This is a genomic window from Pseudomonas sp. RC10, from assembly GCF_038397775.1.
Classification (GTDB): domain Bacteria; phylum Pseudomonadota; class Gammaproteobacteria; order Pseudomonadales; family Pseudomonadaceae; genus Aquipseudomonas; species Aquipseudomonas bambusae.
Window position 1 is genome coordinate 677,332 of sequence record NZ_CP151650.1, and the last position, 25,720, is coordinate 703,051.

Genomic DNA, 25,720 nt, shown 5'->3' on the forward strand with positions numbered 1-25,720 from the left:
GGGGGCGAGGGGAAGCGATGCCGAGCCGTCAGAGCGCGGGCTGTTAGCACTGGCATCGGATCCGTCGACGTAGGCCAAGGGCTGCGACGTGCGAAGGTCGAAACCTTGAAGATTGTCGCCTTCAAAGCCCCTGCCGGCTGAACGGTCGGTATCCGCCGACGCAGTATCCATACTCTGCATTGATCCCTCGTGCATGCCCTGCCAGGTCGTTTCCCCTGGAGGGAGAGCCTGTGCGTCGACGCTGGTCGACCCCATCAAGCATAAGAAAGCAATGGCCGGCATCCAAAACATGGCAGCCTCATTAGTTGCAGCGTTAAGAATGCTTCGAGTGTAGCTGTGCTGAGGGAAGGTGGCACACTGCCGATTTCTTATTCTCTGAAATGCAAAACCCCCAGCAGGGCTGGGGGTCTTGTTCTAGCGCGTTTCGCTTACTCGTCCAGGAACGAACGCAGGTGTTCGCTTCGGGTCGGGTGGCGCAGCTTGCGCAGCGCCTTGGCTTCGATCTGACGAATACGCTCACGGGTTACATCGAACTGCTTACCGACTTCCTCAAGGGTGTGGTCAGTATTCATGTCGATGCCGAAGCGCATACGCAGTACCTTGGCTTCACGGGCGGTGAGGCCCGACAGCACTTCACGCGTTGCCTCTTTCAAGCTTTCCACGGTCGCAACATCAATCGGAGACTGCATGGTCGAGTCTTCGATGAAATCACCCAGATGGGAGTCTTCATCGTCACCGATCGGCGTTTCCATGGAGATCGGCTCTTTTGCGATCTTCAATACCTTACGGATCTTGTCCTCAGGCATTTCCATGCGTTCGCCCAGCTCTTCCGGCGTCGGCTCGCGACCCATTTCCTGCAGCATCTGGCGGGAAATACGGTTGAGCTTGTTGATCGTCTCGATCATGTGCACCGGAATACGGATGGTGCGCGCCTGGTCGGCGATCGAGCGAGTGATCGCCTGTCGAATCCACCAGGTGGCGTATGTCGAGAACTTGTAACCGCGACGGTATTCGAACTTGTCCACCGCTTTCATCAAGCCGATGTTGCCTTCCTGGATCAGATCGAGGAATTGCAGGCCGCGGTTGGTGTACTTCTTGGCGATCGAGATCACAAGACGCAAGTTCGCTTCAACCATCTCTTTCTTCGCGCGGCGGGCCTTGGCCTCACCGATCGACATGCGACGGTTGATGTCCTTGATTTCCGCCACGTTCAGGCCGGTTTCTTCTTCCAGTGCGGTCAGCTTCTGCTGGCAACGCTGAATGTCAGCCTGCAAGCGGCCGATGGCTTCGGCGTATTTGCTTTTACCTTTGGCCAGTGCATCGGTCCAGCTCTGATCGACTTCATTGCCCGGGAACTGGCGCAGGAAGTCAGCACGCGGCATGCGAGCGTCACGAACGCACAGTTGCATAATGGCGCGTTCCTGTGCACGCAGACGCTCAAGAGCGCTACGAACACGTTCAACCAGACCTTCAAACTGTTTAGGAACCAGTTTGATCGGCATGAACAGCTCGGCCAGCGCCAGCAGCTCTTCATTAGCCTGCTTGCTACCACGACCGTGCTTTTTCAGGGCCTTGAGGGTGATCGCCATCTGATCGGAGACCGCACCGAAGCGCTGAGCTGCCACGACCGGATCAGGACCGCTTTCGGCCTCTTCCTCGTCGTCGCCGTCGGCGGACTCCTCGTCATCATCGTCAGCGACGTCGGTCTTTTCGGTTTTCTGATCGATCGGTGGCGGCACCTCGGCAGGCGGCGCGATGCCGTCGTCCGGGTCGATATAACCGCTGAGAACGTCAGACAGGCGACCACCCTCGGTGGTGACGCGAGTGTATTCGGAGAGAATGTGCTCGACCGTGCCAGGGAAGTGCGCAATCGCGCCCATCACTTCACGGATGCCCTCTTCGATACGTTTGGCGATTTCGATTTCGCCTTCACGTGTCAGAAGCTCGACCGTACCCATTTCGCGCATATACATGCGCACCGGGTCGGTTGTGCGACCGATGTCGGTTTCGACTGCTGCCAACGCGGCGGCTGCTTCTTCAGCGGCTGCCTCGTCAGTGTCAGCTTCGGCCAACAGAAGGGCGTCCGCATCCGGAGCACTCTCGAATACGTTGATCCCCATGTCGTTAATCATGCGGATGATGTCTTCCACCTGTTCCGGATCTGAAATATCCTCCGGCAGGTGGTCGTTGACCTCCGCGTAAGTCAGGTAACCCTGCTCACGACCGCGGCTGATCAACTCTTTGAGGCGAGACTGCTGTTGCGCTTTTCCGGACATAACACCCTATCCACTGAAGGTCTTGGCGGGCAAAAAACAAGCCGAGGATTATACCCGAGCTAGGACCTCACGCGCCAGTTGAGGTCGGGGTTTGTGCAGGAACTTTGCGATTTAACAGGTTGAGTAGCTGAACTTTTTCCTCAGCACTCAGACCGGTCTGCCGTTCCTTCCTGATCAATTGATCGAGACTTCGCTCGCGTTGGCGGGCGGACAAGCTAGTTATAGTGTCGAAAAACTGTTGTTCAAGGTTATCGGCCGAGATCAGCCATTCCTTTTCCGCCAGTTGTCGTAATAATCGTCCTTGATCGGTTCCGTGCCAGCGGGCGATCAATTGCAGCGACCGCAGCTTCGGATTCTTTTGCAGCGCTTCGAGCAAGGCCACCAGCAACTGCGAATACACATTATCTTCCGCCGCAAAGTGGCTGGTATCTTCCACCTTTTGTGACAGGTCCGGATGATGAAGCAGGGTCCGGAGGGCCGTCAGGGTCGGTGGCTCCACCGTTGCCGGTGTGCGTGGGGCGCGAGGTTCAAAGTCCGGCCGCTTGCCGTTCTTGTCCCACTTCTTGCCTTTGTCCCACGGCTTTTTTTCCCATCTCTTCTGCTGGCCGCCTGACGAGTTCGGCGTCCATTCTTGCTGTGGTTCGTAGGCGTCATGCGGCTGGTAATCGCCGTAATCAGGCACTGAGTCGTAATCAAAGCCCGGGTCATAAACCGGCGGTGCCTCGGCGGGAGCGCTTTGCACCAGCTGATTGACGGCGGCGGTGTCCAGACCGGTTATTTCCTTGAGGCGCCGACGCATCAGCTCCCGAAGGTTGGCCCCCGGCACCTTTTCGATCAGTGGAGCAGCCAGGGTGACCATGTGCGCTTTGCCTTCCAGCGAGCGCGGGTCTGCTTCCTTGATCAGCTGCTCGAAAAAATAATCGGCCAGCGGCTGTGCGTGCTGGTTGATCCTTGCCTTGAAGGCATCGGTGCCTTCGGCGCGTACCAGCGTGTCCGGATCTTCGCCTTCGGGCAAAAACAGAAACCGGGCGCGACGACCATCCTGCAAGCTGGAAAGCGTGGCTTCCAGTGCGCGCCAGGCCGCATTTCGGCCTGCCTGGTCGCCGTCGAAACAGAACAGCACGTTGGGCACGACGCGGAAAAGCCGCTTCAAATGCTCTTCGCTGGTGGCGGTGCCCAGTGTCGCAACGGCGTTGCGCAAGCCTTGTTGAGCCAGCGCGATGACGTCCATGTAGCCTTCGACAACGATGATTTCGTCAAGGTTGCGATTGTGTTTGCGCGCCTCGAACAGGCCGTACAGCTCTTGCCCCTTGTGAAACACCGGCGTCTCGGGCGAGTTCAAGTACTTCGGTTTGTCGTCGCCTAGCACGCGTCCGCCAAACGCGATGACTCGACCCCGGCTGTCGCGAATGGGGAACATCACCCGGTCGCGAAAGCGGTCGTAACGCTTGCCGGTTTCGGCGTTCTCGATCAGCAGGCCAGCGTCGATCATGGCCTTTTGCTGAAGCGTGTCGCTGCTGAGGTGTTTGTACAGATTGTCCCAGCCGGGCGGGGCGAACCCTAATCCGAAGTCGCGGGCAATCTCACCCGAGAGGCCACGGCCTTTCAGGTAGTCCACTGCGGATTTACGGGTCGGGTGGCTTTTCAGCGCGGCCCGGTAGAAATCGGCAGCAGCGGTCAGCAGTGGATACAGCGGCGAATCGGTGGGTTGTCTGGGCTTTTGGCCCCTGACGCCCTGTTCGCGGGGTACTTCCATGCCAGCGGCTTTGGCCAGTTCTTCGACGGCCTGGGGAAAATCCAGGTTGTCGTGGTCCATGATGAAGCCGAGGGCGTTTCCGCCTGCGCCGCAGCCAAAGCAGTAATAGAACTGTTTGTCGGGGCTGACGCTGAACGACGGTGTCTTTTCTTTATGGAAAGGACAGCAGGCGCTGAAATTCTTGCCGGTTTTCTTTAATTGAACGCGCGAGCTGACAACATCGACGATGTCGGTGCGGTTAAGCAGGTCGTCAATAAAACCTTGAGGAATCAGTCCGGCCATGGCGTTCTCATCATCAGGCGCCCCGCCAGAAAGATCGTGGCGAATCCAAAGCGTAACGACGGTTGCTTGGTCAGTGTAGACGGGTCAACGCTGCCTGAAGATCAGGCTGGAAGAGTCGACGGGGGTTGTATCGGTCGCAAAAGGACGTTTACAGCCTCTGTCTGTGTTGCTTGAGGCTAGATAGGCAACTGCCGACAGCCCGGCTTTAGGGCCGGGCAAGGCATAAGCTTGCGACAGACGTCTGTATTAATACAGACGAACGGCGCGGCGCTGTTCGCGCTGAACTTTTTTGGCGTGACGCTTAACAGCAGCAGCTGCCATACGCTTACGCTTCGAAGTTGGCTTCTCGTAAAATTCGCGGCTACGAACTTCGGCCAGAGTGCCGGCTTTCTCGCAGGAGCGCTTGAAACGACGCAGAGCTACGTCGAAGGGTTCATTCTCTTTAACTTTGACGGCTGGCATCCAGAGCTACCTTCATTCATTACCGGGGTCGGCGCCTCGTACAACGCTTGTATGAGTACGCCGGTTTTAAGGGTTGCGGATGTTAACCCCTCGGCGCGAGGAATGCAAAGCCTCTGATCGAAAACCACTGGTCGCAGGCATGAGCGGCGACTATTATGCGCGCCTTCGAATTCAGCCCCCAAGGCGTGCCCCATGTTAATACTGGGATTGGAAACTTCTTGCGACGAGACCGGCGTGGCGCTGTATGACAGCGAGCGCGGGCTGCTCGCCGACGCATTATTCAGCCAGATCGACTTGCATCGGGCCTACGGCGGCGTGGTCCCCGAGCTGGCGTCCCGCGATCACGTAAAACGCATGCTGCCCTTGATTCGTCAGGTATTGGCCGAGGCGGATTGCGCCGCGACCGAGATCGATGGCATCGCTTATACCGCAGGTCCTGGGCTGGTCGGTGCGCTGCTGGTGGGGGCGTCTTGCGCGCAAGCGCTGGCTTTCGCGTGGGACATCCCCGCATTGGGCGTGCACCACATGGAAGGCCATCTTCTGGCCCCTATGCTGGAGGCGCAACCGCCGGAGTTTCCGTTCGTCGCTTTGTTGGTTTCCGGTGGTCACACGCAACTGGTTCGGGTGGACGGCATCGGCCTTTATGAGTTGTTGGGCGAGACGCTGGATGACGCTGCGGGCGAAGCCTTCGACAAGACGGCCAAAATGATGGGCCTGAATTACCCCGGTGGTCCGGAGATATCCCGTTTGGCGCTCCAGGGGGTGCCGGGACGTTTCACGTTCCCTCGCCCGATGACCGATCGCCCCGGCCTGACATTCAGCTTCAGCGGCTTGAAAACTTCCGCCCTGAACACCTGGCAGCAATGCCAGAGCGCTGGGGACGACGGCGAGCAAACCCGTTGCGACATCGCACTGGCCTTCCAGGATGCGGTGGTGGAGACTTTGACCATCAAGTGCAAACGCGCCTTGAAGCAGACAGGCATGAAGCGTCTGGTGATTGCGGGTGGGGTCAGTGCAAACAAGGCGCTGCGTCAGTCTCTGGAGCAAATGCTTGGCGGGATCGGCGGCAACGTCTTTTACGCGCGTCCGGAATTTTGTACGGATAACGGGGCAATGATCGCGTTCGCCGGATGTCAGCGATTGCAGGCGGGCCAGAAAGAAGACCTGAGCATCACTGTGCAGGCGCGCTGGCCGATGGAACAGTTACCGGGGCTGTAAAGCCACACTGCTTGGAAAGAAAAAGGCTCGAATGAGCCTTTTTTATCTTTTGCCGCTAGAAATGCCGTTCGCGTCCTGCATAGAGGTCGCGTAAATTGCCGCGATGACGCCAGACGATCAGCAAAGTCAGCAGGCTCATGGGCACCAGCGCATGGGGTTCCTGCCAGGCCAGCAGCGGAAGGGTCAGCGGGGTGGCGATCAGCGAGGCGAGCGAACTGGTGCGGGTGAGATAAAACGTCAACAGCCATGCAGCGATTGCCAGCAGCGCAGCGGGTGGATACAGACCCAGTAGCATCCCCGCCGCCGTAGCGACGCCTTTGCCGCCCTTGAAGCGAAAGTACAAAGGAAACAGATGGCCGAGTACGGCGTAAAGCCCGATCCAGGCCTGTTGACGAGGGTCGAGTCCCGCCCAGGCAGCGATCAGCACTGGAATCATCCCTTTGCAGACGTCGCCGATCAGGGTCAGGATAGCGAGCTTCTTGCCCGCCAGACGCAGCATGTTGGTGGCGCCTGCGTTGCCCGAGCCGCTGGCGCGCGGGTCCGGACTGCCGGTCAGACGGCTGAGCAGGATGGCGAAGGACAGCGAGCCGAGCAGGTAGGCGAGAAGTGCCAGTAACCAAAACATGCTAACCATTCCGGGCGGGGAAGCCCTGATTCTAACGGCGCATTGCGCCCTTGTCGTGCAGCGGAGAGAAAGGCTTGGACAGAGTTTTCATTGAGGGTCTGGAGGTCGACACGGTGATCGGTGCCTACGACTGGGAACGCGGCATTCGTCAGTGCCTGCGTCTGGACCTGAGTTTTGCCTGGGACAATCGACCTGCCGCCGCGGGCGATGACTTGAGCAAGGCACTCGACTACGCCAGCGTCTCTGCGCGCATTCAGGCTTTTGCTGAGGTTTCGCAGTTTCAATTGGTCGAAACCTTCGCAGAGCGTCTGGCAGAAGTGCTGATGAGCGAATTCAACATTCCGTGGCTGCACCTGAAACTCACCAAACCCGGCGCCGTACCAGCGGCCAAGGGTGTGGGCGTGGAGATCGAGCGCGGATGCCGCTGACACGGATTTTTCTCGGCCTGGGGAGTAACGTCGACCGGCACCGGCATCTGTGTTCCGGGCTTGATGCTCTGGCCGGTTTTCTCACTGATATGTCCTGCTCGCCGGTGTTCGAAAGCCATCCGGTGGGGATCAAGAGCGGGCCATTCATCAATCTGGTGGTATCAGCGTTGACCGACCTGCCGTTGATCGAGTTGGACCGTCGCTTGAAATTCATCGAGGCCGACAACGGTCGTTATGCCCCTGACCGTAAAGGGCTGCCGCTGGACATCGACGTGCTGTTGTATGGCGAGCAGGTCGGCAATTTCGACGGGCTGGTGCTGCCCCGTGCCGAAATTCTGAAGAATGCATTTGTGCTGTGGCCGTTGTCGCTGATTGCGCCGGAAAGGCTTCATCCCGAAGTGGGATTGATGTTTGCCAAACTGTGGGAAGAATCGCAGATTGAGCAGCAGCTTTGGCCGGTTGCGTTTGAGTGGCAGGGTCAGCCATTGACCCCGGATTCAATGCTGTCCTCGGTTCAATAACCGCCGGATATCTCCTGTCGGGGCGAATTCATTCGCGATGCGGTTGTACAGCCGGCAGAGATGCATCGGATGTAATGGCCTTTCGCGAATGAATTCGCTCCCACAGGGCGATCAGACGTCTGCAAATTCAGCTCTGACTCTGATACGACGCCTTGTAAAACGTCAGCGTGTCCAGCCGTTCCCGCTTCAGCGCTTCGCCCAACTCCTGTCCTTGATAACCCTGATCCAGCAGCGGCTGGACCGCCACTTGCCTCGCGGCTTCCGCTGCGCCGCGCAGGTATTCAGCCTGTGGATAACTGCGGTCCTCGAAGCCCTTGCGACCTCGGGCGTCCATTTCACAGGCGACAATGAACTCCTCGAACCGCTGCGGGCGGCGATAGACGTCGAAGTTCTGCAGCAACTCCAGCAGCGTCGAAGGCTTGAGCTCCAGCGCTCGATGGCCATGGGTGTGGTATTGGCCCACCAGCAGCGCCAGTTCCTGACAATCTCTCGGCACTTTAAAGCGCTGACTCACCGCTTTGATCGCCTTGAGGCCTTTCTGCTCATGGGCGATATGGCGTGGCCAATCTGCTTCGGGCGTTAATCCTTTGCCCAAATCATGCAACAGACAAGCCCAGCGAACGCTCAATGGCTGCTTATGCACCGCCGATTGGTGCAGAACGCTCAAAACATGCAGCCCGGTGTCGATTTCAGGGTGATGCGCTTCCGGTTGGGGGATGCCGAACAGCGTATCGATTTCCGGCATCAATACCTTCAGCGCACCGCAGTCCTTCAGAACCTGGATGAACACCTGTGGCTCCCGCTCCATCAGGGCGCGGGAAATTTCCTTCCAGCTGCGCTCCGGCGTGAGGGCTTCCAACTCGCCCGACGCGCTGAGTTGGCGCATCAGCATTAGGGTTTCATGGGCAATGGTGAAACCGTCCGGTGCGTAGCGGGCCGCAAATCGCGCCACGCGCAAGACCCGTAAGGGGTCTTCCGCAAATGCCGGGGAAACATGGCGCAACACCCGATCCTGCAAATCGCGCTGACCGTGATAGGGGTCGGTCAGGTGGCCGTCCTTGTCTTCGGCGATGGCATTGATCGTCAGATCGCGGCGGATGAGGTCTTCTTCCAGCGTGACGTCGGGATCGGCGTGAAACACGAACCCGCCATACCCACGGCCCGTCTTGCGCTCGGTTCGAGCCAGCGCGTATTCCTCGCCGGTGAGGGGGTGCAGAAATACCGGAAAGTCCGTGCCGACCGGGCGATAGCCCTTGATCAGCATCTCATCGGTGGTCGCGCCGACGACGACCCAGTCGGTGTCCGCGACCGGTTTGCCAAGCAGGCGATCACGCACAGCGCCGCCAACTTTGTAGATCTGCATAAAAAAGCCTCCGTAAGCGCGACAGGATAAACCTTACGTCGCGCTTACGGAGGGCCATTTTTCAGATACGGCTTATCCCTCGGCTTATCCCCTAAAGGTGAACGACCGCCAAGTCGAGCCGGGGATATTCACTGTCAGCGTGTTCGCTTCTCGGTGGGACGTGGTGGGTTTTCATGATCTGGTCGCCCTGAAGCGTTTCGAGGTGAATGTCGAACCCCCACAGGCGATGCAGGTGTTTGAGCACTTCATCCGTCGAGTCGCCCAGCGGTTTGCGATCGTGCTGTTGGTGACGCAGGGTCAGCGAGCGATCGCCTCTGCGATCGATGCTGTAGATCTGCACGTTCGGCTCCCGGTTTCCCAGGTTGTACTGGGCCGCAAGGGTTTCTCTGATCGTTCTGTAGCCTGTCTCATCATGAATGGCAGGAACCAGCAGGTCGTCTTTTTGATCGTCATCCAGAATGCTGAACAGCTTGAGGTCGCGAATGACCTTCGGTGACAGGTATTGCAGGATAAAACTCTCGTCCTTGAAGCTGCTCATCGCAAACTTCACGGCGGTCAGCCAATCCGTCCCTGCCAAGTCGGGGAACCAGTGGTGGTCTTCTTCGGTCGGGTGCTCGCACATCCGTCGAATGTCTTGATACATGGCAAACCCCAAGGTGTAGGGATTGATGCCGCTGTAATAGGGGCTGTCGAAGCCCGGTTGGAACACAACGCTGGTGTGGGACTGCAAGAATTCGAGCATGAATCCGTCAGTGACCAGGCCTTCGTCGTACAGATCATTCATCAGTGTGTAATGCCAAAAGGTCGCCCAACCTTCGTTCATGACCTGAGTCTGGCGTTGGGGATAGAAATACTGGGCGATCTTACGCACGATGCGCACGATCTCACGCTGCCATGGCTCCAGCAGAGGCGCGTGTTTCTCGATGAAATAGAGGATGTTTTCCTGTGGCTCGGCAGGGAAGCGCGCGTTGTCTTCCTTGTCGTTCTTGCTGGCATTTTTCGGAATAGTGCGCCAAAGATCGTTGATCTGCTTCTGCAAATGCTCTTCGCGGTCCTTCATGCGGCGACGTTCTTCCTCCGCCGAAATCGGGTACGGACGCTTATAGCGGTCAACGCCGTAATTCATCAAGGCATGGCAGGAGTCGAGCAAGTCTTCGACCGCGTCGATGCCGTGGCGCTCTTCGCATTGCATGATGTACTGCTTGGCGAACACCAGGTAATCGATGATCGAACTGGCGTCGGTCCAGGTGCGGAACAGGTAATTGCCTTTGAAGAAACTGTTGTGGCCGTAGCAGGCATGGGCCACGACCAAAGCCTGCATACAGATGGTGTTTTCTTCCATCAGGTACGCGATGCACGGGTCGGAGTTAATGACGATTTCGTACGCCAGACCCATCTGGCCGCGGGAGTAGGATTTTTCCGTGCTGAGGAAGTGCTTGCCGTAGGACCAATGGTGATAGCCCAGTGGCATGCCGACCGACGCATAGGCGTCCATCATCTGCTCAGCGGTGATCACCTCAATCTGATTGGGGTAAGTGTCCAAGGCATAACGCTCGGCGATGCGACTGATTTCCCGGTCGTAGGCTTGGATCAGTTCGAACGTCCACTCTGAACCCGTGGAAAGGGGTTGGCGCTTCTGCTCTCTAGCGGTCATGTCACTAACCTGCGCTGGAAGAGTTCACGGAATACCGGATAGATATCACCGGCAGAGACCAGCTGCTGCTGGGCGAACGTGTCGGCGAAGGCTTCGCCGATGCGCTCGTATTCGAACCACAGTGCCTGATGCTCGCGAGGGGTAATTTCGACGTAAGTGTAGTACTGCACGAACGGCATGATCTGCTTGATCAGAATGTCGCGGCAGATCGGTGAGTCGTCGTTCCAGTTGTCGCCGTCGGAGGCCTGGGCGGCGTAGATGTTCCACTCGTTGGTAGGGTAGCGCTCGGCCATAATCTCCTGCATCAGTTTCAATGCGCTGGACACGATGGTGCCGCCGGTTTCCCGCGAATAGAAAAACTCTTCCTCGTCGACTTCGCGCGCGCTGGTGTGGTGGCGGATGAACACGACTTCGATCTTGTCGTAGTTCCGCTTCAGGAACAGATACAGGAGGATGAAAAACCGCTTGGCGATGTCTTTGGTCGCCTGCGTCATCGAGCCGGACACGTCCATCAGGCAAAACATCACCGCCTTGGAGCTGGGGTTGGGCTGTTTCACTAGCAAGTTGTATTTGAGGTCGAAGGTGTCCAGATACGGGACACGTTTGATCCGCGCCTGTAAGCGTGCTGCTTCTATTTCCAGCTCTTGAATGTCGCCGAAATTGTCGGGTTCTTCGCGTTTCAAACGCTCAAGTTCAGCGAGCACTTCACGGAGTTTGGCGCGGCTGCTGCCAGACAACGCAATGCGTCGTGCGTGGGCTGAACGCAGCGTGCGAATGATGTTGATGCGTGACGGGTTGCCTTCGTTGCTGATGCCTGCGCGCACGGTCTTGAAGGTGTCGGTGCCGCTCAGGTTGCGTTTGACGAGGTTGGGGAGTTCGAGATCTTCGAACATGAACTCTAGGAATTCTTCCTGAGTGATCTGGAACACGAACTCGTCCATGCCTTCGCCGGAATTGCTCGCCTTGCCAGGCCCTTTGCCCCCACCACCGCCCTGAGGACGGGCGATGTGCTCACCGGTGGTGAATTCTTTGTTGCCGGGATGCACGACGGTCTGTTTGCCGCCGCGACCATGATGCAGCACCGGCTCGTCGATATCGCGACCGGGAATGCTGATCTGTTCGCCATGTTCCATGTCAGTGATGGAGCGGCGGCTGACCGCTTCTTCCACTGCTTTTTTAATGTGGTCACGGTAGCGACGCAGGAAGCGCTGCCGATTCACCGTGCTCTTGTTCTTGCCATTGAGACGTCGGTCGATCACATAACTCATACGAGGGCCCCTTCGGGGAGCTGCAAGCCATAAGCCGCAAGCTGCAAGTTTTGACCGCAAACACCACACATCAAGCTACAAGCCTCAAGCCATGCGGTGGTCTATCGAACACGCCGGATCGCTTTTAGCTTGCAGCTTGAAGCTCACAACTTGTCGCTGCTTATTGTGATTTGCGGACGCGCAGGTACCACTCGGACAGCAGCCGCACCTGTTTGTCGGTGTAACCCCGCTCGACCATTCGGGTGACGAAGTCGTTGTGTTTCTGTTGATCCTCTTTGCTGGCTTTGGCGTTGAAGCTGATCACCGGCAGCAGGTCCTCGGTGTTCGAGAACATTTTCTTCTCGATCACCACGCGCAGCTTCTCGTAGCTGAGCCAAGTCGGATTTTTGCCGTTGTTGTTGGCGCGGGCACGCAGCACGAAGTTGACGATCTCGTTCCGGAAATCCTTCGGATTGCTGATGCCAGCCGGTTTCTCGATCTTCTCCAGTTCCTCGTTGAGGGCAACGCGGTTAAGGATTTCGCCGGTTTCAGGGTCACGGTATTCCTGATCCTGAATCCAGAAGTCTGCGTACAACACGTAGCGGTCGAAGATGTTTTGACCGTATTCGCTGTAGGACTCCAGATAAGCCGTCTGGATTTCCTTGCCGATGAACTCGATGTAGCGCGGCGCCAGGTATTCCTTGATGAAGCGCAGGTAGCGCTCGCGAGTTTCGGCCTGGAATTGCTCTTGCTCAATTTGCTGCTCCAGCACGTACAGCAGGTGAACCGGGTTGGCGGCCACTTCGTGCGGGTCGAAGTTGAAGACTTTCGAGAGGATCTTGAACGCAAAGCGTGTGGACAGGCCGTTCATGCCCTCGTCAACACCTGCGCTGTCGCGGTACTCCTGAATCGACTTGGCTTTCGGGTCGGTGTCCTTGAGGTTTTCGCCGTCGTACACCCGCATCTTGGAGTAGATGTTGGAGTTTTCCGGCTCCTTGAGGCGCGACAGAACGGTGAACTGCGCGAGCATTTTCAGTGTGTCTGGCGCGCAATGGGCCTTGGCCAGCGAGCTGTTGAACAGCAACTTGTCGTAAATCTTGATCTCGTCGCTGACACGCAGGCAGTAAGGCACCTTCACGATGTAAATACGGTCGATGAAGGCTTCGTTGTTCTTGTTGTTGCGGAAGCTGTGCCATTCCGATTCGTTGGAGTGGGCCAGCAGAATGCCGGTGAACGGAATTGCGCCCAGGCCTTCGGTACTGTTGTAGTTACCTTCCTGAGTGGCGGTGAGCAGTGGGTGCAGGACCTTGATTGGCGCCTTGAACATCTCCACGAATTCCATCAGGCCCTGGTTGGCCCGGCACAGCGCGCCTGAGTAGCTGTAAGCATCGGCGTCGTTCTGTGGATATTCTTCGAGCTTGCGGATGTCGACCTTACCCACCAGCGCCGAAATGTCCTGGTTGTTCTCGTCGCCGGGTTCGGTCTTGGCGACGGCGATCTGGTTGAGGATCGACGGATAAAGCTTCACCACCTTGAACTGGCTGATGTCGCCCCCGAACTCGGCCAGACGTTTGGTCGCCCATGGCGACATGATGGTATTCAGGTACCGGCGCGGGATGCCGTAGTCCTCTTCGAGGATCGTCCCGTCTTCGGTGGGTTTGAACAGGCCCAAGGGCGACTCGAAAACAGGCGAGCCCTTGATGGCGTAGAAAGGTATTTTCTCAACAAGCTGTTTGAGCTTTTCAGCCAGGGACGACTTACCGCCGCCGACAGGGCCGAGCAGGTAAAGGATCTGTTTCTTTTCTTCCAGACCCTGAGCGGCGTGGCGGAAGTACGAGACGATCTGCTCGATGCAATCCTCCATGCCATGGAAGTCCTCGAACGCTGGATAGCGCCGGATGACTTTGTTGGAGAAGATCCTGGATAGCCGCGAGTTGGTCGACGTGTCGAACAACTCTGGCTCGCCGATGGCCATCAGAAGACGCTCTGCGGCTGAGGCGTATGCACTGCGGTCGGTTTTGCAGAGCTCCAAGTACTCCTGTAGCGAGAGCTCTTCCTGGCGTGTCGATTCAAAGCGTTGTTGGAAGTGGCTAAAAATACTCATGACGTCACCTCGCTCGATACGTGGAGCCGGCGGCGGATCGTCAGTCGATGTTGGATGACAGCTATCAGTCAGCCGTCATTTACCCCCCAAACACCATAAAAGTAGCTACCGATGACCCACGCGCCGGTGTACCGGCTCTCCCCTGATTCGGATGGCCTGAGCACAAGGATAGTTCGGATTCGCACACAGAAAGAAGGAAGGCGTATGAATGTGGTGCAACCGTTCGTCAGTTAGCCTCGCGAGGCCGCGTAGCACGCGGCTTCGCGGCCTGAAAAAATATTTTCCGATCAGCCTTGCGCCGTTTCGGCCGGAAAAGTGTTTTTCCACAGCTCGAAACCGCCGTCCATGCTGTAGACCTCGGAGAAGCCCTGTCCTACAAGATAGGCCGCGGCGCTCTGACTTGAGTTGCCGTGATAGCAAACGACGACGAGCGGTTTATCCAGGTCGGCGTTACGAATGAAGTCGGCAATCGAGTGGTTATCCAGATGATGCGAATCGGGAATGTGATTGCTGGCAAAGGTCTGTGCGTCGCGAACATCGACCAGCACGGCACCGTTTTCACGCAGGGCCTGGGCCTGCTCCGGCGGGATGCGTTTGAAATCGGTCATGGCATGGGCTCCTGGGCCGTTGGGTTCCCGAACTGTCGAGAACTGAAAAAGGGATTCTAACGCTGGGCTGCGGTTTGGTCGCCAGCCGATGTGTCTGGAGATTTTGACGGAGCGAGGGAGCCACGTTCATCGCACTCACAGCGAATCAGTTCGCGGGTGTCGACGTTGAGCATGGTCATCGCGCCACCCCAGACACAACCGGTGTCGAGGGCGTAAACGCCGGGCTCTTCGCAACGGCCTTCAAGGGCGGCCCAATGTCCGAAGATGATGTTCAGGCCTTTGGTCTTGCGGTCCTTGTGGCTGAACCATGGCGCATAACCCGCCGGTGCGCTGTCCAGACCTTCTTTGCTCTTGAGGTCGAGCTTGCCGTCTGCGGTGCAGAAACGCATGCGGGTGAAATAATTGGTGATCACGCGCAGACGGGTGACGCCGTGCAGGTCCTTGTCCCATTTGGCAGGCTCATTGCCGTACATGCCATCCAGAAAAGGCTCAAGCAAGTTGTCGTCACGCAGGGCTTCTTCGACTTCTTCGGCACAGCGGAGGGCTTTTTTCAGCGTCCACTGCGGAGGGATGCCAGCGTGAACCAAGGCGATGTCACGCTCGGCGTCGTAGTGCATCAGTTTCAATTGACGCAGCCAGTCGAGGAGGACTTTGGCGTCAGGCGCTTCCAGTATTTCTCGCAGCGTGTCGCCTTTTTTCAGCCGCTCAATGTTGCGTCCCGCAGCGAGTAGATGAAGGTCATGATTGCCGAGCACGCTGACAACAGAGTCGCGCATGCCATACAGGAAACGCAGGGTTTCCAGCGACTGAGGTCCTCGGTTCACCAGATCACCCACCAACCACAGCTTGTCACTGGCCGGATCGAATGACACACGCTCCAGCAGACACTTCAACGGATCGAGGCAACCTTGCAGGTCGCCGACTGCGTACACCGTCATCAGTGAAGCGCCCCTGGCACTGCCAGCCGGAAAGGCGCGATAACGGCATCGAAGCGTTTGCCATCATCCGCCAGCATTTGATAAGTGCCCTGCATGTTGCCGACCTTGGTGGTCATGACTGTGCCGCTGCTGTAGGTGTGACTTTGTCCGGCCTGAATCAGCGGCTGCTGGCCAACGACGCCTTCCCCGCGAACTTCTTCGACGTGCCCGTCACCGTCGGTGATCACCCAATGGCGCGACAGCAACTTGGCTGGCAGCTCGCCATTGTTGTGGACGGTGACGGTGTAAGCAAAGGCAAAACGGTTCTGATCCGGCTGCGATTGTTCTGAAAGAAAACGGGTGACGACGCTGACGTCGATCTGATAACGAGGATCGGACATGCAAGAGGCCTTAAAAGCGGGAGCGGAAAAAGCCGGAAAAGCCCGGAGAAAGTTGAGTCTAGGACATGTCGCAGTGAAAAAACCAACAAGGGCTTTGACCGGACATGTCCCGAAGGGTTTAAGCGACGACAGGTTTGTCGGTCAACTTGTCGGCCAGACGCACGAACGCTGCCAGATCCAGCTGTTCCGGGCGCAGGCTGCCATCGACGCCCGCCTCAGTGATTTCCTCACTGGTGAGCAGAGCCTTCAGCGTGTTGCGCAACGTCTTGCGGCGCTGATTGAACGCTTCGCGAACGACGCGTTCCAGCGTGCGGTGATCCTTGGCCGGATGCGGCAGCGTCTCGTGAGGCACCAGACGCACAATGGCCGAATCGACCTTTGGCGGCGGATTGAACGCGCCAGGACCGACATTGAACAGATGCTCCACGCGGCAGTGGTACTGAACCATGATCGACAGACGGCCCCAATCACCGCCGCCCGGACCCGCGGCCAGACGCTCGACCACTTCTTTCTGCAGCATGAAGTGCATGTCACGAATCAGGTGTGCGTTCTGCAGCAGGTGAAAGATCAGTGGCGTGGAGATGTTGTACGGCAGGTTGCCGACCACACGCAGGCTGCTGGGCGCTGCGTTCAGGCTGGTGAAGTCGAACTTCAGGGCATCGCCCTGATGCAGGTTGAAGTTCGGCATGCCGCTGAACTGCTGCATCAGGATCGGTATCAGGTCCTTGTCCAGCTCCACGACGTCCAGTTGCGCGCCGCTGCCCAGCAGGCCTTCGGTCAGGGCACCCTGGCCCGGTCCGATTTCCAGCATGCGATCTTCGGCCTTGGCACGGATCGAGCGCAGAATCTTGTCGATTACGCCTGCATCGTGCAGAAAGTTCTGGCCGAAGCGCTTGCGCGCCTTGTGTTGGTATTGCTCAGTCATTAACGGGTCTCGGCCATCTGATAGGCGGTTTCCAGAGCGACCTTGAGGCTGCCGGTGTCGATCTTGCCGCTGCCTGCCAAATCCAGTGCAGTGCCGTGATCCACGGACGTCCGAATGATGGGCAGGCCCAGCGTGACGTTGACGGCGGCGCCGAAGCCTTTGTACTTCAGCACGGGCAGGCCCTGGTCGTGGTACATCGCCAGCACTGCATCACAGTGCTCCAGATATTTGGGGGTGAAAAGCGTATCGGCGGGGAGGGGACCACGCAGGTCCAGGCCTTCGCCGCGCAGACGCTCAAGGGTGGGTTCGATGATGTCGATTTCTTCGCGGCCGAGGTGGCCGCCTTCGCCTGCGTGGGGATTCAGTCCACAGACCAGAATGCGCGGGCGAGGGATACCGAACTTGTTCACCAGATCCGCATGCAGAATGCGCGTCACACGCTCCAGCTTATCGGGTGTGATGGCGTCAGCGATGTCGCGCAGCGGCAGGTGAGTGGTCACCAGGGCCACGCGCAAGTTGCCGGTGGCAAGCATCATCACCACTTGTTCGGTATGGGTCAGTTCAGCCAGAAACTCGGTGTGGCCAGAGAAGGCAATGCCGCTCTCGTTGATCACACCCTTGTGCACGGGGGCGGTGATCATCCCGGCGAAGTCGCCATTGATGCAGCCTTGTCCGGCGCGGGTGAGGGTTTCCAGTACGAAAGCGCCGTTGGCCTTGTTCAACTGTCCGGCCGTGACGGGCGCGTTCAGCGGCGTGTCCCAGACATACAGGCTGCCTGCAGGGGCAGGAATGTCGGGCCAGGCGGACGGTGTGACGGGAATCAGGCTGACAGCCACGCCCAGTTGAGCGGCCCGCTCATTGAGCAGGTCGCAACTGGTGATGGCAATCAGGGGGTGGGGCTGGGACTGCGCGGCGAGCAGCAGGCAAAGGTCAGGACCAATGCCAGCGGGCTCGCCGGGTGTCAGGGCGAAACGCTGGGGTTTCACTTGGCAGCCTGGTCAGCGCCAGGGAGCTTGATTTCAACGTAAGCTTCGTCGCGAATCTGACGCAGCCAGGTTTGCAGCTCTTCGTCGTATTTACGGTTACGCAGTACGGTCATCGCTTGTTGTTCGCGAGCCTGGTTGGTGCCGTCGGTGGCGCGACGACCCAAGACTTCCAGTACGTGCCAGCCGAATTGTGTCTGGAATGGCTTGGACACCACGCCTTGCGGCGTCTCGTTCATCACGTCACGGAACTCAGGCACCAGCGAACGTGGGTCTACCCAGTTCATGTCGCCACCGTTGAGCGCCGAACCCGGATCTTCGGAGAAGCTCTTCGCCAGAGCGCCGAAGTCTTCGCCGTTCTGGATGCGGTCGTAGATGCGCTGAGCCAGCGTCTTGGTTTCAGCTTCGCTGCGAATCTCGCTCGGCTTGATCAGGATGTGACGAACGTGAACCTCGTCGCGCATCTGGGTCTGATCTTCACCGCCGCGTTTCTCCAGCAGCTTCAGGATGATGAAACCACCCGGCGTACGGGCTGGTGGGGTCACCTGACCTGGGCTCATCGAGTTCAACATGTCGCCGAATGGAGGCGGCAGTTGAGCGGCTTTACGCCAGCCCATGTCACCGCCGTCCAATGCGCTTTCGCTGGCCGAAGAAGAAATCGCCAGTTGCTCGAAGTTCGCACCCTGTTGCAGCTTGCCGTAGATGTCCTTGGCCTTGGCTGCGGCGGCCTGGATCTGGTCCGAGGTCGCGCTGTCAGGGGTAGGCACCAGAATGTTGGCCAGGTGGAACTCTTCCGAGAACTGAGCCTTGCCTAAGTCCGAGGCGAGGAAGTTCTTCACTTCCTGCTCCGACACCTGGATACGCTCGGCAACGCGACGCTGACGTACGCGGCTGATGATGATTTCCCGGCGAATCTGCTCACGGGCGTTATTGAACGACAGGCCGTCATGGGCCAGTGCGGCCTTGAACTGGTCGATGCTCATGTTGTTGCGCTGAGCAATGGTGCCGACCGCCTGGTTCAGCTCTTCATCGGTGATGCGAATGCCGGAGCGCTCGCCAATCTGCAGTTGCAGGTTTTCGAGGATCAGACGATCCAGAACCTGCGACTCCAACGCGCTGGCAGGAGGAACGCCCTGGCCGCGCTTGGCGATGGTTTGCTGAACTTCGCGGGTGCGCTGATCGAGCTGGCTTTGCATGACCACGTCGTTGTCGACGATGGCTACCACCTTGTCGATGGTGCGCACTTCAGCGTGCGTCACCGTACCGATGAGCAGTGCGCCCAGTACTAGCGGGCGCAGAGAATCAGAAAGCTTGGTCTTCACGTTCACGATAACCTTGGATGCCTTTGTCGAGGAAGCTTTCAACTTTTTGGCCGACTACGCCACCAAGTCCCTTCAACACGATTTGTAGGAATACGCCGCGGTCGCCTTTCTCGTTCTGTGCAACCTCTTGAGTGGACTCGTCATAGTCGACCCAGTAACGGTTGATCAGGCGCAGCTTCCAGCAGCAGTTGTCATATTCAAAACCACCAAAGGCTTCGAGGGTGCGATCACGGTTGTAGTCATATTGCCAGCGACCAATGGCGCTCCACTGTGGCGCGACAGGCCAGATGACCGAGAAGTCATGCTGCTGGATTTTGTAGTAGTCCTTGATGACCGAGCCATCAGGCAGGGTTGCGTCGCCGCCGCCCACGGACCAGCGGCCAGTCGTCTGGTCGTAACGGACCTGGTCGTTGCGATAGCGGTAGCCAGCGTTGATGATCTTCCCGGGATTGTCTTCAGGCTGGTAATGCACCATCGCGCTGCCGGAGCGAGTGCTGCGGCTGTCCGGGTCCCAGTTGAAGTCCGACGTGGCACGCCAGTCGCGGTTGAAGCGGTATTCGTATTCCAGCGCGTACGGAGACACATCAGACTGTGCGTCTTTGCGGTCCTGGTAGCTGATGCCTGGCAGCTGCACCTTGCGATCGGCGAAGTAGACCGCCTGACCGAAGCTGACACGCTGACGTTCGAAACCGTTGTCTTCGATCCAGCGGTTGGTTACGCCCAGCGACAGTTTGTTCTCGTCACCGATGCGGTCAGAGCCGACGAAACGGTTGTCACGGAACAGCGACGCGTAGTTGAACGTCGTTTCGCCTGTGTCGAAAATCGGGATGTCGTCCTGATTTTTCTCAGGTACGTACAGGTAGTACAAGCGCGGTTCCAGTGTCTGGCGATAGTCCTTGCCGAACCAATTGGTGTTGCGGTCGAAATAGAGGCCGCTGTCCACGCTGAAAATCGGGACGGATCGATCTACGCCGCTATCGAAACCCTGACGCGTAGCGGAGTTCTGGTTGGCATCAGAGGCGATGAAGGCTTTACCTTGCCCGTCCAGGTCCAGATCGTATTTGGTGTAAACGTATTTGAGCTTAGGTGTCACGTAGCCGTAGCTAGCGGTAAGCGGCAAACTAATGGATGGAGCAAGGTTTAACCTGTTGCCGTTGGCGCGCTCGATCCCTTGGACGTTGTTGTCCAGACGGCCTGTTGGAATCCCATCTTCATCCACGAAATTGCCGTCGCGCAGATCACGTTCAAATCGCACCAGCTCCGACTCGTAGTCGAGCTTCAATCCGCCCGGATTGAAAGGCAAGGTGCCGTTCAGGGTCAGTTGAGGCAGACGGCCATACGGCGTGATCTGGGTAATGGTGGTCAGCTGATACTGCTGAACGTTCAGGCGTGCCTGATAACTGTCGCCACGGTAAGTCAGATCACCCTGCTGGTTCAGGAAGTTGTGCGTGCTGACGCCTTCCTGGCCGCTTTTCAGGTCCTTGAAGTAGTAAGGATCGCTGACTTTGGTGTAGTCGACGTGCGCAGTCAGGCGCTCGTCCAGACCACTGCGGTTCTGCCAGTTGATCATCCAGCGAGTGTCCTTCGAATCGGACTCAAGCTTGCGATCATCATTGTCGTCGTTCAGGTAGGCGGCGCCGAATTGACCTTCGCTGCTCTTGGTCAGGTAACGGAACTCGCCTTCAAGCAACAGGCCACGTTTGGCCATGTACGTCGGGTACAACGTGGCGTCGTAGTTCGGCGCCAGGTTGAAGTAGTAAGGCGTGAGCAACGAGAAGCCAGTGTCGCTGCTGGCACCGATGGTCGGTGGCAGGAAGCCGGACTGACGACGATCGTCGATCGGGAAATAGATGTACGGCGTGTAGAGGATCGGAATGTCCTTCACACGCAGGGTGGCGTTGGTTGCCGTACCGAAACCGGTGGCCGGGTTCAGGGTGATGTTGTTGCCCTTCACCGTCCAGGCGTTGCTGCTCGGTTCACACGTGGTGTACGTACCGTCCTTGAGGCGGATGATCGCGTTTTCTGCACGGCGGGCGTACAGCGCGTTACCCCGCACGTTGGACTTGTGCAGCACGTATTCGGCGTTGTCGACTTTCGCTTCACCGGTGTCCAGCTGGACTTCAGCGTGGTCGCCGACGATTAGGGCGCCGTTGTCGCGCAGACGGACGTTGCCGTTCAGCTCGCCACGGTTTTCCGCCTGATGCAGCGCCGCTTCATCGGACTCGACCTGCATGGAGCCCTGGCGCATGACGACGTCACCGGCCAGGCTCGCAATCTGTTCTTCCTGCTGATAACGCGAAGCCTTGGCGCCAATGAACGTCGGGGCGTCGCTTTTCGCGGTCTTGTCGTCCATGCCAGGACGAATCGGCTCGATGTAGGCGCCGGAGCAGTACGGACCTGTCTCTGCCAGTTGGGCAGCGGTCAGCTTCTCGCGTGGCACCCAGTCCAGATGGCTGTAGTCTGCGCTGCGCGATTGCAGGCCCCGGCCCTTGGCCTCGGTGACCAGCATCGTTTTAGGCACGACTTCACCACTTTCGGTGGTGATCGTGGACTCCGTCGTCCCGTTGCTGTTGGACGACACGCTGTTGGCGTCGTGCACCGGCCGCGGAGGCAACTGGGCTGCATTGGTTTTCGGGGAGCAATCCCACGCACCTGTTGCCGACACGGAGCAGTCATACTGCTCGGCCGCAACCACGTACTGGGTGGCCAGAGGTTGCATCGCCAGCAAACTGCCGGTTACGAGCAACGGAAATTTTTTACGAAACGCGGGGGATTTCAATGCCATCTTATTAGTCCGGGCTTCCTGCGCGCCATCTGCCCGCGGGGGGGCCGCACGCCTCTCGATGGGCTGAAAAAGATGTCGGATAATAAAGCATGACCCGCTTGACGGCTAGCGCCGTCGGAGACCCTTGCAATGCCAGATCAAGATGTACGCCTGCAACACCTGAAAGTTTGGCTCGATGAGCAACTGCCAACGTTGTTCGCGGCCCAAGGCTGGGGCGCCATACCCCCGGCCACGTTGACTGCGGCCAGCAGTGACGCGAGTTTCCGACGCTATTTCCGTTGGGAAGGTGAGGGGCGCACTTTTATTGTCATGGACGCGCCACCCCCCCAGGAAAACTGCAAACCCTTCGTCGACATCGCTCATTTATTGAGCGAATCAGGGATTAATGTTCCGAAAATTTATGCCGAAGACCTGAATCAAGGCTTTCTGCTACTCAACGACTTGGGCCAAAAAACGTATCTCGACGTGATCGATGAGCACAACGCCGATCAATTGTTCGCCGATGCCATCGAGGCGTTGCTGGCGTATCAGCAGTTGCCGATGGATGCGCCATTGCCCAGCTATGACGTCGCACTGTTGCGCCGTGAGCTTGAGCTGTTTCCTGAGTGGTACGTGAAGCGGCATCTCGGGGTGACGTTCGATGAGGCCCAGCAGGCCAGTTGGCAGCGGGTCAGCGAGTTGCTGATCGACAGTGCGTTGGCGCAGCCCAAAGTGTTGGTCCATCGCGATTACATGCCCCGTAACCTGATGCTCAGCGAGCCGAACCCCGGCGTGCTGGATTTTCAGGATGCTGTGTATGGCCCGGTGACCTACGACATCACCTGCCTGTTCAAGGACGCGTTCCTGAGCTGGCCGGAAGAACGCGTGGCGGGCTGGTTAAAGGCCTACTGGGAGAAAGCCGCTGGCTTGGGCATTCCCGTGCAGGATGATTTCAAAGAGTTTCGGCGCGCCAGTGATTTGATGGGTGTGCAGCGTCACTTGAAGGTGATCGGTATTTTTGCGCGCATTTGCCACCGTGATGGCAAGCCGCGTTACCTCGCCGATGTGCCGCGTTTCTTCTCTTATATAGAAGCAGTGCTGTCGCGTCGGCCTGAACTCGTTGAGCTGAGTAATCTGCTGACCAGTCTGCGTCAGCCGAAACCCGAAACGGCCGTGTGAAGGAATGGATGTGAAGACTGTTTTGAAGAGGGACGCATGAAAGCGATGATTCTGGCGGCCGGCAAAGGTGAGCGGTTGCGGCCGTTGACCCTGCACACGCCCAAGCCACTGGTGCGTGCCGGCGGTGTTCCGCTGATCGAATACCACCTGCGTGCCCTGAGAGCTGCGGGTTTCAGCGAGGTGGTGATCAACCACGCTTGGCTGGGGCAACAAATCGAAGACCATCTGGGTGACGGTCATCAATTTGGGCTGCGCATTCGTTACTCCCCTGAAGGCGAGCCGCTGGAAACCGGCGGCGGGATTTTTCGCGCGTTGCCATTGTTGGGTGACGAGCCGTTTCTGGTGGTCAACGGCGACATCTGGACCGATTGCGATTTTACGGCGCTGAAAGCGCCCATTCACGGATTGGCCCATTTGGTGTTGGTGGACAATCCACTGCATCACCCCTCTGGCGATTTTGCGTTGGTGGGCGGCGAGGTGCGGGACGAGTCCGCGCCTGCGCGCTTGACCTACAGCGGTATTGCGGTGCTGCACCCGAAGCTGTTTGCGGGGTGTAGCGACGGAGCGTTCAAGCTGGCGCCGCTGCTGCGCGACGCGATGGCGAAAGGGCAGGTGACTGGCGAACATTTCACCGGGCGATGGGTGGATGTCGGAACCCATGAACGGCTGGCGGAAGTCGAACAGATTGTCGCGGTGAAACCCTAGATGCTCTGGCCTTTCACACTGATCGGAGGCGGCGCCGGGTACGCAATTGCCAGCATTCCGGGTGCGATGCTCGGCGCTTTGTTGGGGCAGGCGCTGGATCGACGGCTGCATGTCCAAAGCCTTGCGGAGCTGCGCGAACGCCTCGCTGGTCGCAAGGTGCCACGGGATGACGAGCTGATTTTCATCCTGCTGGGTCGTGTCGCCAAAACAGATGGCCGTGTGGTCGACGGCCATATTCAGCAAGCCCGCGTGGAGATGCGTCGTCTGGACTTGAGCGAACCTGCCACGCGTCGTGCGATTGCGGCGTTCAACCGGGGCAAGGATGGCCGCGACAATCTGCGCGTGCACCTGATGCGGCTGAAAAACCAGCCTCATGCGGCCGAGGGTTTGCTGCGTGCATGCTGGCGCATGGCCTGGGCCGATGGCAGGGCGTCGAGGGGTGAGCGCGAGCTGATCGTGTCGTGGGGCAAATGGCTGGGCTGGACGGCAGAGAAAGTCGAGGCGTTGTCAGCGACCGAAGATGAACAGCGCAGCCGTTCGCCGGCCAGCAGCGGCGGTGAATATCAGGAGGCCTTACGCTTGCTGGGCGTGCGGTCGGATGCGGAGCCTGCACAGATCAAGCGGGCGTACCGTCGTCTGTTGAGTCGGCATCATCCGGACAAGGTGGCAGGGTCGGGCGCCAGTCCGGTGCAGGTGCGCGACGCCACCGAAAAAACCCGGGACCTGCACCACGCCTACGCGGTGGTGCGGGAGAGGCGCGGGTTTCGATGATTCGCCGGGCAGAATCAGACGTCGTTCGTGACCGCCGCTCGGCGCTTTGGATCACTGCCCCTCCAGCCACCCACGAACTCGACGAAACAGTTGTTCCTGTTCCATCGGCGCGTTGCCCGGAATAGCGTTCAGCGTCACCTGAGCGAAGCGCGCGTTTTTCACGCGCTTGCTGGCGTTGAGCCGGTCTTGAGCCTGTTGCCGGGGTACGGGTCGGTCCTTGCTGACAAAGTCTGCGGTGGCGACTTTGAGGGTCGGCAACACTTCCAGCAATGAAGGCGTGTCGGTTCCGGTGTCGACGGCGGTGATCATCACCAGCTTTTGAATCGCAGGCGAAGGGCGTTCACTCATGTATCGAGCTGCCCAGTAGGCCCCGGTGCCGTGACCCAGGAGCACGATGCTGTGCGCTTTGTTTTGTTGCGCGAACGCGATGGCACTGTCGATACGGGCGAAGATTTTCTCGGCATTGGCTTTGGCGATTTCTGCCTGAGCCGCCGCTTGTTCGGCGGCAGCGGCGGCCTCGGCTTCGGCGCTGGCGGCAGGATCAGCGGGCTTGGCGGGTGCGTCTTTTGCCTTGTCTTTGTCCGCAGCGGGCTTGTCACCTGTTGTCGGCGTATCGGCCGTGCGTGCGAAGACGCCGTCGTTGTAGGCATCGGGCAAACTCAGGCTCAGGCTGGACCAGCCCACATCTGGCAGCTTGCGGCGCAGCGGGCCGACCGCGTCAGGCCAGTCGGCTGACTCGTCGGCACCCGGCACGATCACCACCGCGCCCTTGGCTTCGTCTGCGTTGGCGGGTTTCCACAAGGCCAAGAAGTTTTGGTCTCCGGCCTGCAATTGCTGCTGCTCAGCCTTGGGCACCTGGCGTTCCAACGCCAGCGTGTCTTCTTGGCTTCGGGAGGGAAGCAAGGCGCGCTCGACTGGGGCTTCAGCGGGTTTGGCGTCTTTTGCGGGAGCGGGGTCCGCCGCCATTGCCATTGGATAGCAAGGTAATATCAGCGTCAGGCAAATCGCGGGAAACATTGCGCGAAGGGTGTAGGGCATCGGATATTCCAAAGGCCGGAAACAATTCCAGCAGCCTAATGGGTTGATGACGGTTTGTCAGGCCGGGTATAGCGCCTGAGATCAGAGCGGCGCACACGATTGATCGAGGATTCAGGGACGTGGAGATGACAGGTTGAGAATCCGCATGCAGTGCCTTTGGGTTATCGGCGG

Annotated in this window: 22 protein-coding genes; 6 read left to right on the plus strand and 16 right to left on the minus strand. The window is 58.5% G+C overall.

Going from position 1 to position 25,720, the window contains the following annotated elements; all coding sequences use genetic code 11:
• Positions 1–428: 428 nt before the first annotated feature.
• The 3 genes from rpoD to rpsU all read right to left on the minus strand — a co-directional run bounded on the left by rpoD (position 429) and on the right by rpsU (position 4,776).
• Positions 429–2,276: an RNA polymerase sigma factor RpoD gene (gene rpoD / locus AAEO81_RS03020; RefSeq protein ID WP_341961529.1), complete on the minus strand. Its 1,848-nt coding sequence runs from the start codon at positions 2,274–2,276 to the stop codon at positions 429–431.
• A 67-nt stretch (positions 2,277–2,343) separates the two neighbouring features.
• The gene (dnaG, locus tag AAEO81_RS03025; RefSeq protein ID WP_341961530.1) at positions 2,344–4,314 is read right to left on the minus strand and encodes a DNA primase; all 1,971 of its coding nucleotides are present in this window, start codon (positions 4,312–4,314) and stop codon (positions 2,344–2,346) included.
• A 246-nt stretch (positions 4,315–4,560) separates the two neighbouring features.
• Positions 4,561–4,776, minus strand: a complete 216-nt coding sequence (gene rpsU, locus AAEO81_RS03030) for a 30S ribosomal protein S21 (protein WP_110951580.1) — start codon at positions 4,774–4,776, stop codon at positions 4,561–4,563.
• 192 nt (positions 4,777–4,968) lie between these two features.
• On the opposite strand from rpsU, the gene tsaD reads away from it, so the two are divergent.
• Positions 4,969–5,994 (plus strand): tRNA (adenosine(37)-N6)-threonylcarbamoyltransferase complex transferase subunit TsaD, encoded by a 1,026-nt coding sequence (gene tsaD / locus AAEO81_RS03035; protein WP_341961534.1) that lies wholly within the window; start codon positions 4,969–4,971, stop codon positions 5,992–5,994.
• Between the two features lie 55 nt (positions 5,995–6,049).
• Here tsaD and plsY read toward each other — a convergent pair whose 3' ends face one another.
• The gene (plsY, locus tag AAEO81_RS03040; RefSeq protein WP_341961535.1) at positions 6,050–6,619 is read right to left on the minus strand and encodes a glycerol-3-phosphate 1-O-acyltransferase PlsY; all 570 of its coding nucleotides are present in this window, start codon (positions 6,617–6,619) and stop codon (positions 6,050–6,052) included.
• 74 nt (positions 6,620–6,693) lie between these two features.
• Between plsY and folB the strand changes: the two genes are divergently transcribed.
• Together folB and folK are read left to right on the plus strand one after the other, a co-directional pair.
• Positions 6,694–7,047, plus strand: a complete 354-nt coding sequence (gene folB / locus AAEO81_RS03045; protein ID WP_065991327.1) for a dihydroneopterin aldolase — start codon at positions 6,694–6,696, stop codon at positions 7,045–7,047.
• Entirely contained in the window at positions 7,038–7,568 is a 531-nt protein-coding gene (folK, locus tag AAEO81_RS03050) for a 2-amino-4-hydroxy-6-hydroxymethyldihydropteridine diphosphokinase (RefSeq protein WP_341961538.1), read from the plus strand. Before folB ends, folK begins: the two co-directional genes overlap by 10 nt.
• Positions 7,569–7,695: 127 nt before the next feature.
• On the opposite strand, the gene AAEO81_RS03055 is transcribed toward folK, so the two are convergent.
• From AAEO81_RS03055 to AAEO81_RS03105, 11 genes are all read right to left on the minus strand, one after another.
• Positions 7,696–8,931 (minus strand): multifunctional CCA addition/repair protein, encoded by a 1,236-nt coding sequence (locus AAEO81_RS03055; protein WP_341961539.1) that lies wholly within the window; start codon positions 8,929–8,931, stop codon positions 7,696–7,698.
• A 91-nt stretch (positions 8,932–9,022) separates the two neighbouring features.
• Positions 9,023–10,585, minus strand: a complete 1,563-nt coding sequence (locus AAEO81_RS03060) for a SpoVR family protein (protein WP_341961540.1) — start codon at positions 10,583–10,585, stop codon at positions 9,023–9,025.
• The gene (locus AAEO81_RS03065; RefSeq protein WP_166595603.1) at positions 10,582–11,853 is read right to left on the minus strand and encodes a YeaH/YhbH family protein; all 1,272 of its coding nucleotides are present in this window, start codon (positions 11,851–11,853) and stop codon (positions 10,582–10,584) included. The genes AAEO81_RS03060 and AAEO81_RS03065 overlap by 4 nt, the downstream gene beginning before the upstream one ends.
• Positions 11,854–12,013: 160 nt before the next feature.
• Positions 12,014–13,936 carry a PrkA family serine protein kinase gene (locus tag AAEO81_RS03070; RefSeq protein ID WP_062385212.1) on the minus strand — a complete coding sequence of 641 codons (1,923 nt, stop codon included), beginning with the start codon at positions 13,934–13,936 and terminating at the stop codon, positions 12,014–12,016.
• A 287-nt stretch (positions 13,937–14,223) separates the two neighbouring features.
• Entirely contained in the window at positions 14,224–14,544 is a 321-nt protein-coding gene (gene glpE, locus AAEO81_RS03075; RefSeq protein ID WP_166595602.1) for a thiosulfate sulfurtransferase GlpE, read from the minus strand.
• Positions 14,545–14,600: 56 nt separating this feature from the next.
• Complete coding sequence (locus AAEO81_RS03080; RefSeq protein WP_341961541.1) at positions 14,601–15,482, minus strand: symmetrical bis(5'-nucleosyl)-tetraphosphatase; 882 nt, start codon at positions 15,480–15,482, stop codon at positions 14,601–14,603.
• Complete coding sequence (gene apaG / locus AAEO81_RS03085) at positions 15,482–15,862, minus strand: Co2+/Mg2+ efflux protein ApaG (protein ID WP_166595600.1); 381 nt, start codon at positions 15,860–15,862, stop codon at positions 15,482–15,484. Before apaG ends, AAEO81_RS03080 begins: the two co-directional genes overlap by 1 nt.
• Before the next feature lie 118 nt (positions 15,863–15,980).
• Positions 15,981–16,787 (minus strand): 16S rRNA (adenine(1518)-N(6)/adenine(1519)-N(6))-dimethyltransferase RsmA, encoded by an 807-nt coding sequence (rsmA, locus tag AAEO81_RS03090; RefSeq protein ID WP_341961542.1) that lies wholly within the window; start codon positions 16,785–16,787, stop codon positions 15,981–15,983.
• Positions 16,787–17,773 (minus strand): 4-hydroxythreonine-4-phosphate dehydrogenase PdxA, encoded by a 987-nt coding sequence (pdxA, locus tag AAEO81_RS03095; RefSeq protein ID WP_341961544.1) that lies wholly within the window; start codon positions 17,771–17,773, stop codon positions 16,787–16,789. The genes rsmA and pdxA overlap by 1 nt, the downstream gene beginning before the upstream one ends.
• Positions 17,770–19,092, minus strand: coding sequence for a peptidylprolyl isomerase (locus tag AAEO81_RS03100; RefSeq protein ID WP_341961545.1), 1,323 nt, complete (start codon positions 19,090–19,092; stop codon positions 17,770–17,772). The genes pdxA and AAEO81_RS03100 overlap by 4 nt, the downstream gene beginning before the upstream one ends.
• Complete coding sequence (locus AAEO81_RS03105; RefSeq protein WP_341961547.1) at positions 19,073–21,877, minus strand: LPS-assembly protein LptD; 2,805 nt, start codon at positions 21,875–21,877, stop codon at positions 19,073–19,075. Before AAEO81_RS03105 ends, AAEO81_RS03100 begins: the two co-directional genes overlap by 20 nt.
• Positions 21,878–22,006: 129 nt before the next feature.
• On the opposite strand from AAEO81_RS03105, the gene AAEO81_RS03110 reads away from it, so the two are divergent.
• From AAEO81_RS03110 to AAEO81_RS03120, 3 genes are read left to right on the plus strand one after another with little or no spacing between them, the layout of a single operon-like run.
• Positions 22,007–23,035 carry a phosphotransferase gene (locus tag AAEO81_RS03110; RefSeq protein ID WP_341961548.1) on the plus strand — a complete coding sequence of 343 codons (1,029 nt, stop codon included), beginning with the start codon at positions 22,007–22,009 and terminating at the stop codon, positions 23,033–23,035.
• A 36-nt stretch (positions 23,036–23,071) separates the two neighbouring features.
• On the plus strand, positions 23,072–23,740 hold the full coding sequence (murU, locus tag AAEO81_RS03115) for an N-acetylmuramate alpha-1-phosphate uridylyltransferase MurU (RefSeq protein WP_341961549.1): 669 nt from the start codon (positions 23,072–23,074) through the stop codon (positions 23,738–23,740).
• The gene (locus tag AAEO81_RS03120; protein WP_341961551.1) at positions 23,741–24,511 is read left to right on the plus strand and encodes a TerB family tellurite resistance protein; all 771 of its coding nucleotides are present in this window, start codon (positions 23,741–23,743) and stop codon (positions 24,509–24,511) included.
• Positions 24,512–24,562: 51 nt separating this feature from the next.
• On the opposite strand, the gene AAEO81_RS03125 is transcribed toward AAEO81_RS03120, so the two are convergent.
• Positions 24,563–25,549 carry an alpha/beta hydrolase family protein gene (locus AAEO81_RS03125; RefSeq protein WP_341961553.1) on the minus strand — a complete coding sequence of 329 codons (987 nt, stop codon included), beginning with the start codon at positions 25,547–25,549 and terminating at the stop codon, positions 24,563–24,565.
• Positions 25,550–25,720: the final 171 nt, after the last annotated feature.